At 61.6% G+C, this 12,765-nt stretch carries 7 protein-coding genes; 4 read left to right on the forward strand and 3 right to left on the reverse strand.

The window, feature by feature from the left end; translation table 11 throughout:
• The first annotated feature begins 341 nt into the window (after positions 1-341).
• On the forward strand, positions 342-1,760 hold the full coding sequence (locus tag CQ041_RS01530; RefSeq protein WP_105520705.1) for an amino acid permease: 1,419 nt from the start codon (positions 342-344) through the stop codon (positions 1,758-1,760).
• Positions 1,761-1,763: 3 nt separating this feature from the next.
• Here CQ041_RS01530 and CQ041_RS01535 read toward each other — a convergent pair whose 3' ends face one another.
• From CQ041_RS01535 to CQ041_RS01550, 3 genes are all read right to left on the reverse strand, one after another.
• The gene (locus CQ041_RS01535) at positions 1,764-8,270 is read right to left on the reverse strand and encodes an NEL-type E3 ubiquitin ligase domain-containing protein (protein ID WP_105520704.1); all 6,507 of its coding nucleotides are present in this window, start codon (positions 8,268-8,270) and stop codon (positions 1,764-1,766) included.
• A gap of 65 nt (positions 8,271-8,335) precedes the next feature.
• On the reverse strand, positions 8,336-9,463 hold the full coding sequence (locus CQ041_RS01540) for an OpgC family protein (RefSeq protein ID WP_105520703.1): 1,128 nt from the start codon (positions 9,461-9,463) through the stop codon (positions 8,336-8,338).
• A 205-nt stretch (positions 9,464-9,668) separates the two neighbouring features.
• A complete protein-coding gene (locus tag CQ041_RS01550; protein ID WP_105520701.1) occupies positions 9,669-11,288 on the reverse strand; it encodes an FMN-binding glutamate synthase family protein in 1,620 nt (539 codons plus the stop codon).
• A 188-nt stretch (positions 11,289-11,476) separates the two neighbouring features.
• On the opposite strand from CQ041_RS01550, the gene CQ041_RS01555 reads away from it, so the two are divergent.
• From CQ041_RS01555 to CQ041_RS01565, 3 genes are all read left to right on the forward strand, one after another.
• Positions 11,477-11,749 carry a type B 50S ribosomal protein L31 gene (locus CQ041_RS01555; RefSeq protein WP_105520700.1) on the forward strand — a complete coding sequence of 91 codons (273 nt, stop codon included), beginning with the start codon at positions 11,477-11,479 and terminating at the stop codon, positions 11,747-11,749.
• A gap of 92 nt (positions 11,750-11,841) precedes the next feature.
• Positions 11,842-12,249, forward strand: a complete 408-nt coding sequence (locus CQ041_RS01560) for an NUDIX domain-containing protein (protein ID WP_105520699.1) — start codon at positions 11,842-11,844, stop codon at positions 12,247-12,249.
• Positions 12,246-12,752 carry a GNAT family N-acetyltransferase gene (locus CQ041_RS01565; RefSeq protein ID WP_105520698.1) on the forward strand — a complete coding sequence of 169 codons (507 nt, stop codon included), beginning with the start codon at positions 12,246-12,248 and terminating at the stop codon, positions 12,750-12,752. The genes CQ041_RS01560 and CQ041_RS01565 overlap by 4 nt, the downstream gene beginning before the upstream one ends.
• Positions 12,753-12,765: the final 13 nt, after the last annotated feature.

The following is a 12,765-nucleotide window of genomic DNA, read 5'->3' on the forward strand; positions in this document are numbered from 1 at the left end:
TTGAAGCTTAGTCGCTGAGGGCTGTGCCGGAGGGAAATCTGATTTTTGAGTAAGAATTTTCTGCTGGTGTTGTAGTTCTATTCCAAGAGTGACGTTTTGTCGCGCCAGGCAGTATAGATGCTCCTGTAAAATGACGTTTTTACCGATTCTTTTCCTGAATTGTCCTGCTTTTATAGTGAAAGAACCTGCTCCGGGCTTTTTATACTGCACGCCCGCTGATCTTGCCCGGCAAGCAGGGCGCGCCTATGAGGTGGCCCCGGTTTCGGCAAGGGCGCAGGCCTACCGGCCTGCTCCCTGGAAACTCAACGGACAATCCAATAACAAAATGAGGTTGTACCCCTATGCCAGTCGGCAACCCACTGCCCCATGGCGAGACCGCTCAAGGCGGCCCGCTCAAACGCGAACTCGGTGAACGCCACATTCGCCTCATGGCCCTCGGCGCCTGTATCGGTGTCGGCCTGTTCCTCGGCTCGGCCAAGGCGATCGAAATGGCCGGCCCGGCGATCATGCTGTCCTATATCCTCGGTGGCCTGGCGATCCTGGTGATCATGCGCGCCCTCGGCGAAATGGCGGTGCACAACCCCGTCGCCGGCTCGTTCAGCCGCTACGCCCAGGACTACCTCGGCCCGCTGGCAGGTTTTCTCACCGGCTGGAACTACTGGTTCCTGTGGCTGGTGACCTGCGTCGCGGAAATCACCGCGGTGGCGGTGTACATGGGCGTTTGGTTCCCCGACACGCCGCGCTGGATCTGGGCGCTGGCCGCCCTGATCAGCATGGGCACGATCAACCTGATCGCCGTCAAGGCGTTCGGTGAATTCGAATTCTGGTTCGCCCTGATCAAGATCGTCACGATCATTGCCATGGTGATCGGCGGCGTTGGCATCATTGCATTCGGCTTTGGCAATGAGGGCGTCGCACTGGGTATCTCCAACCTCTGGGCCCATGGCGGTTTCATGCCCAATGGTGTTCAGGGCGTGCTGATGTCCCTGCAGATGGTGATGTTCGCCTATCTGGGTGTGGAGATGATCGGCCTCACCGCCGGTGAAGCCAAGAACCCGCAGAAAACCATCCCCAGCGCCATCGGCTCGGTGTTCTGGCGCATCCTGCTGTTCTACGTCGGCGCGCTGTTCGTGATTCTGTCGATCTACCCGTGGAATGAAATCGGCACCCAGGGCAGCCCGTTTGTGATGACGTTCGAGCGCCTGGGCATCAAGACGGCCGCCGGTATTATCAACTTCGTAGTGATCACCGCCGCGTTGTCCTCCTGCAATGGCGGCATTTTCAGCACCGGGCGCATGCTCTACAGCCTGGCGCAGAACGGCCAGGCACCGGCCACCTTTGGCACTACGTCGAGTAACGGTGTACCGCGCAAGGCGCTGTTGCTGTCGATCTTCGCGTTGCTGCTGGGCGTGCTGCTCAACTACCTGGTACCGGAAAAAGTCTTCGTGTGGGTGACCTCCATCGCCACCTTCGGTGCGATCTGGACCTGGCTGATGATTCTGCTGGCCCAGCTCAAATTCCGTAAAGGCCTGAGCCTCGCCGAGCAGGCAGGGCTCAAATACCGCATGTGGCTGTATCCGGTCAGCTCGTACCTGGCCCTGGCGTTCCTGGTGCTGGTGGTCGGGCTGATGGCCTATTTCCCTGATACCCGCGTGGCACTGTATGTAGGGCCGGCGTTCCTGGTGCTGCTGACCGTGTTGTTCTACGTGTTCAAGTTGCAGCCATTGAACACTGCCCAGGGTGCCGCGCGTTCGGCGTAGACCTCAATTCGCCTGCTGAGCCAGTTGCGCCGCCTCGGTCAACTGGCGCACCAGGCGATTGCGCTCGGCAATCTCCAGTTCCACCAGGGATTGCCGACGCTCCAGATACACATCCGAACGCCGGTCCGTAATTGCCTGGTTCAGTTCATTGATCTGGTATTGGATCACGCCTCTGACGGTCGAGAAGGGTTCAGGGTAACTGCGGGCCAGGTAGTCGATCCAGAACTCTTCCATCAGCAATTCGTTTTGCGCCGCCTGGGTTTGGCCGAGTGCTTCAAGCGCTGCACGGGCCTGGGCAATATCACTGTCGATGACCATATCGCCAGTGCCATAGCGCATCACATCAGGTTCAATGGGCAACTCGAAGGCGTCGCGCAAATTCAGCCGGAAGGCGAGTTTTACTTCAACTTCGTCGGGTCTGAAACCCTGCGCATACAGGCGCTGGATATGGGCATCGGCTAATTGGTCGACCTGTCGTAGATAGAACAGCCCCTTGGCCAATGCCAGCAGGTCGCGGTCTGCCTCGGCACTGCTTGGTTGTGAGCGGGCCTGATGAATTTTAAGTTCGATCTCCATATTGACGAATGTCAGGATGGCACCGTCTCCGCACGTACCATCCTGGTAGGTGTTGAGGAATATCCTGTCGCGCAGCTCCGTCGAGTCACCCATGGCTTCAAGCACTTTCCATACTCGCTGGGTCAAGCCTGGGCGCGTATTTCTGAAGGCGGATGAGTCTCTCAGATCCCTCAAGGCCCTGAAGGTGTCGTCCGGGCGAGCGTCTCCGGAATGAGTGCTCAACTGTGTCCACAGCGTCAGACGTGTTGAGTGCTCGGCCTGGGGAACACTGGACAGCCACGGTGTAAGCTCTTCGGGCATGGTGGCTGCGTGTGTGGCGGCAATGGCCTGCCGGTGCAGTATGCCTGGCAGTGCGCCCCCGATGACAATGCCGGTGCGGGTGCGGTAGTCGCGAATCCTGCCCAGCGTTTCATCGCTCAGGGGGTTGTCATGCAGGATGGTATTGCGGTTGGTCGGGCCCATGCGTACATCGGAAAACACCGCCTCGGGCACTGTGCGCAGGCGGTTTTCCTGCAATAGCAGAGTGCGCAGGCCGCTGCGTGATTCGGCGCCGATGGGCCAGTGTTCGATGTTGGTCTGACGCAGCGACAGTACTCTAAGGCGTGTCATGCGCGACACATCGGGTGTCAGGCCCAGCGGGTTGCCGTCCAGATGAAGCTCCTCCAGTCGCGTCATGCCGGCCAGGCGGTCACGGGATTCGGCCGTCAGTACCAGAAGGTTGTCTTTCAGGTCCAGGTGCTGAAGCTGCGTCATCCCGGTCAGGTTGTCGGGCAGCTCGGTGAGCATGCAGTCGAGCTTCAAGTGGGTCAGACCGGTGAATCTACCGAGGAACGCATTGCCATTTGCCGGAAAGGCTTCGCCGTCAATCCTCAGGTACTCGATGTGCTCGAACCCACGGGCACTCAGAATGAAATCCGGATCGGGCAAGCTGTTGCCGTCCAGGCGCAGCAACAATTGATGCGTATCGAACAAGCCTGTCGCCTGGTCGTAGGCCAGGCGGGTTTCCTGGCGCCAGGCCCGCAGGATGCGGTCTGCCATTTGCCGGCGCACGGCAAAATTCCAACCGACAGGGTCGTTGGCCGGAGCGTCGACCGGTTGGTTGGTCTGGATCCAGTTGCTCAGCCCGAACTGCAATGCCTGATATTCCGCCCTGCGCTGTTGCAGCTCAATGGCGGCGGCGGATTCGCTCATGCCGAGTGAGTCGATGAAGTCGCGGGCCGTGGCATGGCTGAAGCTGGGGTAAATCGCCCGCGCCATGCTGACCAGGTCCACCGGTTGGTTTCCACCGAACGGCCAGAGGTGCTGGAGGCCAAACAGATAGGTCTGAAATGAGCTGAACACCCGCATAGGCGGCTGCAACCACGCGGGAATATGCGTCAGCCCCAGCAGCGATTTGATCGCCACGCGTTGGGTCAGGGCCAGGTCCGCGATGGCATGGCGCAGCACGGCGGTCTCGGCGTCGTCATTCATGCCCAAGGCTTTTCGTTCGGCGGTGTCGAGCGCCAGCGCCACGGCGCTCAGCAGATCGAGGGTGGTGTTGTCCGGCTCATTGAGCAGGTGGCCGTCACGATCATGGCTCTGGTAACCCCCGTCGATCTTGACCAGGGTGCGGCGCTCGGTACCGCTGGGTTGGCCGGCGTGCGTCAGCAGCGGACCGGTGACGCTGGCATCCCGGATATCCAGGCGCAGGCTCAACGGCCAGCCGGGGATGTCCTTGAGCAGGTGCACCATGATTTTTTCGCTGTCGGGGTTGGCCAGCGTCGTCAGGTAAAGGCCTTCAAAGGCGCGGTTCAGCCGCGCATCGTCGGCGGTCAGGCGCACCTGCTCGGCCAGGCGCAGCCCAACCTGGTCCTGAGTGTGCAGTTGCTTGCGCTCCTTGGGCGTCGATTCTTCAAGAATCGCTGTGATCGCGCTGAGCGGCAATTGCGGGTAGTGCACGTGCAAGCGCCGTTCCAGCGCGGTCGCGCCCCCTTCGCTCTGGGCGTAGAGGATATCGAAGAGTTGTGCGCGTTCGCGCCAGGCGTATTCGGCGACTTTTTTCGACAGTTTGAACAGTCGCTCTTCCTGGGACGCCGGCAACTCGCCCAGCAGCGCACGGCTGAGTCGATCGTTCAGGGCAATATTGGTCAACGGCTCCAGGCCGCGGCTTTGCGCTTCGGTCAGGCGAATCATCTCTGCGCTGGCTGCACTGTGTGCCGGGTAGCGGCGAATCACCCGACCCTCGTTGCCAATCACCTCCAGCGCATGGCTGTTGGGCCAGGCCGGCATGCTGCTGATCAGCAGCAGTTGCAGGGACGGCCGCGCGTTACGGGTGGCGGAGTAGACGCTCATGGCTTTGATGAACTGCAGGATCTCGCGCTCGATGCGAAAGCGCTTGCTGGTGTCTTGCAGCAGGGGCGGCGGGTACAGGCCGTTAGTGTGTACCCCGCGCAAGGCGTTGGCCGGCGTGTCGGTGATGCGCATAATCTGCGCGGCGGTGGATTGGTCGACGTTGTAATCCTGCAGCCCCAGGCGATAGAACAGGCGATGATCGTCCCAGGTCATCGGGTTCTCGCTGGCCAGGCGCCAGGCGCCACGACTGTTGTGTTCGAGCAACGGTGTGTCCACCCCGACTTTCTCCGGATGCTCCAGCCGCCATTTGCGCAAGCGAGTGTCGAAGGTGATCGGGTACAGCGAACCGTACAGCGGCAACAACGTTTTATTCTCCCAGGCGTAGAGGCCTTCCGCGTCCGGCGTGAGGTCGTGAGGCAAGACCACGCTTTGTTCGTACTGCCCCAGGGACTGGTCGAGCAGGCTGATGTGCCCCTCGGGGCTGCGCTTGGCACTCATCAGGTCGCCGAGGGTTTTGCGCAGGCCCTTGGCATCACTGGCGGAGTTCATTCCCAGTGTTTCCCGTTCGCCCGGCTGCAGCACCGAGGCGATGGCGAGGTAGAAACTGTCGACGGCGGGCGATACTGGGATGGACCCGCCGTTACGCATGTCGTAGGCCTCGTAGCGACCCTGGCCGTAGTGCAGCAGTTCGACGGTGGTATCGTCCGGCCCGCTGGAGACATAGCGATTGACGGCGGTGCCGCTGCTCATGTCGGTGACCGTGAAGTGCCTGCCGAAGTGATCAAGCAGCAGGCTGGCACTGAATTCGCGCGCCCACAGGTCGGTGTCAGTATTGAACGCCCGGGGGTGGTAAAGGCCGTCGATCACTGCGTCTATGCGCAGTGCCGTGGCGTGGTGCTTGAGGTTGTCCCGTACCGCCGGGGGCAGGCTGGCGTCGCGCAGGAATGTCGCGTGTTCGGTGATACTCAGCGGCGTATGCACCAACAACTGTTGCAGGTTCGCCGGCGTCAATGGTGGATAAAGCCCACGCAACTTTTTCAGCAGCGGGCTGGCTTCCACCTGCGGGGGCGCAACCTTGATGGGCAACAGTTGCCGCGCATCGATATCGGCGGGAACCTCGGCGCGCGCGTAGCCGTCGTAGCGGTTCATGGCGGTGAACAACTCATGCCGACGGGTGCGCGCCAGCTCGCTGATTTGCAGGCGTACCCGGGCGATGCGCTGGGCCTGGGACAGCTGCGGGCTACCTGCTTTGCCGAGCAGCGAGGTGGCGGGTTGCGCACTGAGGATCAGTTCGAACAATTGCTCCTGGGTGGGCACGCTGGTGATGGGGTCGGTCAGGCGGCCATAGGTGCCGTCGTCCCTGCGCATCAGGTCGATTGTGTGGGACAGCCCATTGTCGCCCGCAGCGTAGCTTTCGATCAGGCGGCTTTGTTGGTCGTGCACGTTGATGCGCACCTCTGCCGGCCAGGCCGGCACATGGGGCAGCAGGCACAGTACAGTGCCGTCGGCGTAGGAAGGCATATGGCCGCGCCGGTGAAAGTCGCTGATCAACTGATCAATCACCCGGTCGGCCTGCAAACGGCGTACACCTTCGGTGAGGTTGATCGGCGACGGGTTGCCGGCCCAGACACTGTCGAGGGTCGCGCGGTCGACGGCCGTGCTGCGCAGCAGGGTCTCCATCTGGCCCTTGGGCACAGCGGATGAGCCATTGGGCAGCATACGCTCGGCCAGTTGAATGTCCGACAGGGTATGGGCGTTATGCAAGTCCATGATCCAGGCCTGCACGGTTGGGTCGAACATGATCGGCGCGGCGAATTGGCCGCCGTATTCGAGCTTGAGCGCAAAGCGCATCATTTTCACGTCGTAGCTGACTTCGACGACCTGGCGTTCTTCACCGGCGTGCAGCCAGACGTACTGCGCGCCGTTGATCTGGTACACGTGCTGGGCATTGGCGACCTGGCCGTCGAGCAGGTGCTGATCGACGATTGCGTAGGGAGTGATTGCCGGCGTCCACAGCCGGTGTTCGCCGTCGCTGAGCGTGACTTTGCGCGGGCTGCCCAAGCGCTGGACCAGGCGGTGCATGCGCTGGGTATGTACCCGCCCGGCGGTGGTGATCAGCAGGCCACTGGTGGCCAGGTCGGCAACGTCCGCCATGGCGGCGGCGAATTCATCGGCATCGCCACGTGCCGCTTGATTGATGCCCACTATCAGGCTGTGAGTCATGCTGCCGAACACGACGAGCTGCATGATCCGGTTCAGGCCAGTGACGCCACCGGGCACCGGAATCATCAGCAACTCGAGGGTTTCCTGCGCAATCGCCGCAATGCCTTCGATGAGTGCCTGCTTATCGCGTTCCGAGCGAGTGTTTGCCAGCACCGCAAGGTTGGCCTCGTAGCGCGAACGCACGTACCTGACGCAGGCTTGCACAATGTCTGTCGTGCTTTTCGAGCGGGTTTGCGGCGTGAAGCGAATACTGTCGAGAGAGTGTTTTGGCAACAGTCGGTGGAACGTGTCGTACAGGAACCCTGCGGTGGGGCTCAGGCCGCTGGGGCGTGGTTTTTCTTCCGTGAGCAGCCGCTTGAAATCGTGCATGTCGGTCATGGGCAATTGCACGGCAAACCAGCCCAGGTCGCCTTTGGCATGGCTGTCTTTGAGTTGCTGGACGAAGTCGGCATTGGCTTGGGTCGCATCAGCGTGGTAACGCAAGGCGCCGCCGGGGCGATAGGGGAAATAGGACAGCACACCGCGGCTGGCCAAGCGGATCAGCAGCAACGGAATCTGAAAGATATTCTGACGGGGCCCGGTACCCATGTTCAGTTGCTCGATAACCAGTGGCTTGCCTTTGCCGCTCAAGGCCTGGACGAAGCGGTCGTAGTGTTCCTGGGCAAGGCCACTTGCCTCACGATTGCGGTAGGCGTCCAGGGCCTCGAACAACAAGCTGGCACGCGTACTGGCCTCTATCAACGTATTGAGTTTGCCGCCGGCTGCCAGGCTGGTTTGCACGTGCGTCTTCAGTTTGCCGCCGAGGTCCAGTTCGCGGACGATCTCGATAAACCGGTCAACCGTGAGTCGTGAGCCCTCTGCACCGCTGAGGTAGGAAGCGTCCACAAAGGAGTGGCCTGAGGCCGACCTGCCCGCAGTGTCGTAGCCGAAGTTCAAACACGCGGCGTCCCACAGTGTCATCGATGAGACGTGAGCGCGGTACTTCCATTCGTCATAGGCGCGGCGAAACCGGCGTTGGGTTGCGCTGCGTGGAGTCTCGCTGGCGCGCGGTTCCCAGGGCAGGGGGGCCTCCTGCTTCTCGAGGTAGCGGGTATGGATGCAGATGGCTTGCGGGTCAAGTCCGCCCAGCCTGCTGCGTAGCGTTACCAGCCCGTCGGTCTTGAAGCGTTGGATGATGGCGGCGTTCTCGCGATCCACCGCCTGGAGGGCCTGATGGGCCTCGCGCTGCAGCCTGACGTAATCACGCTGTTGTTGCAGGGTCAGGCTGCTCATGGTCCGCGCCAGGGTTTCGCGGATCATGATCAGGGCTTGTTGGCGGGCCCAGGAATCGCTGGATTGCAGGGTGCCCGACAAACCATTGAGCAGTTGATGGGGAGGCATGGGCCATGTCCTTTCACGGATTAAGTGGAAGGACCATGGAAGCATTCGCCCAGCCCTGCAGGGCGCTAGCTATGTAGCGCGGGCCGAGGTTGCCGGTCCAGCCGCTTGATCAGCTCCAGCCAGGCAGCCAGGCCTGCCATCAGTAGCGCGCCGATGAGTGCGGTGGTCAGTTGCATGGACACCGCATCGTTGGCCATCGCATTGATCATGTCAGCCAGCGGCGCGAGCACCACCCCCAGGCAAAACACTTCCAGCGAAAAACGGCCCATTCGGCAGATTTCACCCGCCACGCGGTTCTGCGTCCAGGCCGCGCCGGGCAGCAGTTTGGCCGTGACATAGGCCAGGGCCAGGAAATGCACGAGTCGTACCGGAGACAGGTCGGTTTTGCTGATGGGGTAGAGCAGGTCGCTCAGTCGCGACGGCATCCACGCGTCATGCACTTCGGGCCAGCGCCACGACAGGGTCAGCACCCCGGCGAGCAGCACGTAGACCGCTGCACTGACAAACAGCGGCTGGCGCAACAGAGGCCGCGTCTCGACGGGTTTGGGCCGCTGGCTGTGCATGGCGGCCGCACCACCGAGCACAAACAGGGCCTGCCAGGTGACCGGGTTGAAGTACCACACACCGTCGGCAATGGCCCGCAGGTTCCAGCCCATCCACGGCGCCAGCAGGTAAATCGCCAGCGATACGGCGACCACCACCGAGGGCTTGCGCACCAGCATCGGCAGTACCAGCGGCAGGCCTGCCAGCAGCACGATGTACAGCGGCAACGGGTCCATCAGGTTGGGCTTGAAGCGCAGCAGCAACTCATCGGTGAGCGCCTGTTGCGGGTGCGTGACGAAGTGCGTCAGGCCCATCTCGGCGACGAGGTCGCGGGTTTCCACATGGCTGTTGGCGAAGAACACGATGCCCATCAGCAGCGCCAGCAGGAAGATATGCACCACGTACAACACCCACGCCCGGCGCAGGATTTTCAGGCAGGCCATCCAGTAGCCGTCGCGCTGCATGATCTTGCCGTAGGCGAGCACGGCGGCAAAGCCGGCGAGGAACACAAACACTTCCGCAGCATCGCTGAAGCCGAAATTGCGCAGGGTGATCTGGCCGAGGGGGTTGTGGGGGACGTGATCCCAGAAAATGAAGATCAACGCCAGGCCCCGAAAGAAATCGATGCGCGGGTCGCGTCCGTTAGGCATGGCTACGGGCTCTTGAACAGTGGGTTTAATGAGGACAGGTGAGCGCGGGCAACGTCTTGCGCCGCACGTCGGGCGGGCAGGTTGGCGGTATTTCCAGGCAATTGCAAAGGTTGGGTATTACTGAATGTTTTGAGACTGCGCGACGACACCCATGGCAGGCACTTCCGATGCCGTGGGTGGCGCAGCTCAGCAGGCTACTGCTCCGTTACGCCGCGGCCAGGTCCCGCGGCTCAAAACTGTCCGCTCGCGCCATCTGCCACATGCGCGAATAAAACTCGCCGTTCACTTCACCGGTCAGTAATTCGCCAGGCTTGAGGAACACATGCAACTGCGAAAACAGCTTGATCTCGGTCGCCGACATGCGCCGCACCAAGTGCTTGGCCGACAGCTGCGACGGATGATCCAGGCCCGCCGCTGCGAGCATCTCCGCCAGGGCCTTGAGGGTGTTGCGGTGGAAGTTGAACACGCGCTGGGCCTTGTCCGGTACCACTAGCGCGCGTTGGCGCAGAGGGTCTTGGGTGGCAACGCCGGTCGGGCATTTGTTGGTGTGGCACGACTGCGACTGGATGCAGCCGATGGCGAACATGAAGCCCCGCGCCGAGTTGGCCCAGTCGGCGCCGATGGCCAGCACACTGGCAATGTCGAAGGCGCTGACGATCTTGCCGCTGGCGCCGAGCTTGATCTTGTCCCGCAGGTTCAGGCCCACCAGGGTGTTGTGCACAAACAGCAGGCCCTCGCGCAGGGGCACGCCGATGTGATCGGTGAACTCCACGGGTGCGGCGCCGGTGCCGCCTTCCTTGCCGTCCACCACGATAAAGTCCGGAAGGATGCCGGTCTCAAGCATGGCCTTGGCAATGCCCATGAACTCCCACGGATGCCCGAGGCAGAACTTGAAGCCCACCGGTTTGCCACCGGACAATTCGCGCAACTGGGCGATGAACTGCATCAGTTCGATGGGCGTGGAAAACGCACTGTGGCGCGACGGCGAGATGCAGTCTTCACCCATCAGGATGCCGCGGGTGTCAGCGATTTCCTGGGTGACTTTGTGCTTGGGCAGGATCCCGCCGTGGCCCGGCTTGGCGCCCTGGCTCATCTTGATTTCGATCATGCGCACCTGCGGGTTCTGCGCCTGCACGGCGAAGCGCTCCGGGTCGAAGCGGCCGTCGCTGGTACGGCAACCGAAGTAGCCGCTGCCCAGCTCCCAGGTCAAGTCGCCACCGTTTTCGCGGTGATAGGGGCTGATGCTGCCTTCGCCAGTGTCATGGGCGAAGTTGCCGAGTTTGGCACCCTGGTTCAGCGCGCGAATCGCGTTGGCGCTCAGCGAGCCAAAGCTCATCGCCGAGATATTGAACACCGACGCCGAATACGGCTGCGTGCATTGCGGGCCACCGACGATCACGCGAAACGCGCTCGGGTCGCTCAGCGGCGCCGGGCGCATGGAGTGGCCGATGAACTCGAAGCCCGACTGGTACACGTCGATCAGGGTACCGAAGGGCTTGTCGGCGCTTTCATTCTTGGCGCGCGAATAGACCAGCGAGCGTTGAGCCCGGGAGAAGGGCAGGGCATCGCTGTCGGATTCGAGCAGGTACTGGCGGATTTCCGGGCGGATGGCCTCCACCAAGTAGCGGATATTGCCCAGGATCGGGTAGTTGCGGCGCACGGCGTGGGGGCTTTGCAACAGGTCGAACAGGCCGATCAGGCTCAACACGCCGGTGACCAGGGTGATCGGCCACAGCCATTCATGCTGGATAAACGGGAGGCTGGCGAGGGTGAAGATGACGCACACAGCGAAGAAGGCGTAACGGCTCAGCAAGGACAGGCTCATACGGTTTCCTGGGTTCAGACTCTTCGGTCGGTCCGGCATTCTGCGCCTGTAGGGAAACCCTAGACAACCTGGGGGAATAATCTTCATATAAGACGCCGGTCTATTCTTATTGCAATCGGTTCTCGTTTGGGTGCATTGGTTATGTTACTGTATAACACTGATTCACATCCTGATGCCCCGGAGGCCCCATGAAAGCTGGAATCCATCCCGACTATCGCACCGTGCTGTTTCACGACACCGCTGCTGATGTGTTTTTCCTGATCGGCTCCACCGCCGACAGCGATCGCACCCACACCTACAGCGACGGCAACACCTATCCGTACATCCCGCTGGACGTGTCCAGTGCCTCGCATCCGATCTACACCGGCCAACAGCGCAAGACCCAGGCCGAAGGCCGTATTGCCGGGTTCAACAAGCGCTTTGCGGCGTTTGGCTCCACCCCGAAAAAAGCCGAGGGGTAGGGCGAAAGTGGCAGGCTGCATGCCACGCTTGATTGCAGCTGTCCTGACGATCATGTGATCCTTGTGCCCTTTGCCGCCAAGGATCACTGTTCATGCCTTCCACCATTCGCATCGCCGCCGCCCTCTTGATCGGCGCCGACGGCCAAACCCTGCTGGTACGCAAGCGCGGCACCCAGGCGTTCATGCAACCCGGTGGCAAGATCGACGCTGGCGAACAACCGGTCGAAGCCTTGGCCCGTGAGCTGCACGAAGAACTCAACCTGCACATCGATCCCGATGCCGCTGTGTACCTCGGCACGTTTTCTGCGCCCGCCGCCAACGAGCCAGGGTTTACCGTGCAAGCCCAACTGTTCCAGGTGAATATCGACAGCGTCGTCACGCCCGCTGCCGAGATCGAGGAAGTTCGCTGGATTGACCCGAGCGGTGACGGTGGCCTGCAGTTGGCGCCCCTGACACGCGACCTGATCTTGCCGTTTTACCGCCAATCGCTGACTGCGTGAACATTCGCGCTCTAGAGGCCAATGACGCTGTGGCTTATCGAGCGTTGATGCTTGAAGCCTACGGCGTTTATCCCCAGGCGTTTACCTCCAGCGTGGCAGAGCGCGCCGCGATGCCATTGAGTTGGTGGGAAAAACGTTTAGAGAGTCGGTTGGATCGCTTGCTGGGTGCGTTTGATGGCGAGGCACTGGCGGGTATAGTCGGCCTGGCCTTCGAGCCCCGAGAGAAGGCGCGGCACAAGGTGACGCTGTTTGGCATGTATGTGAACGCCAGCCATCAGCAACAGGGCCTGGGCCGCCGCTTGGTCGAGGCCGCACTGGAAGAGGCACGCCAGCAGCCGCGCCTCAAGCTGATCCAGTTGACCGTCACCGCTGGCAATCACGCAGCCATCGCGTTGTACCAGCGCTGCGGCTTCATCCAATACGGCCTGGAACCGCTGGCGGTGCGGGTAGGTGTCGAGTATTTCGACAAGATCCACATGTGGCGAGAACTCAACGCCGGCTGATCGTTCTATGTGA

The sequence above is a fragment of the Pseudomonas sp. MYb60 genome, assembly GCF_002979555.1.
GTDB lineage: Bacteria > Pseudomonadota > Gammaproteobacteria > Pseudomonadales > Pseudomonadaceae > Aquipseudomonas.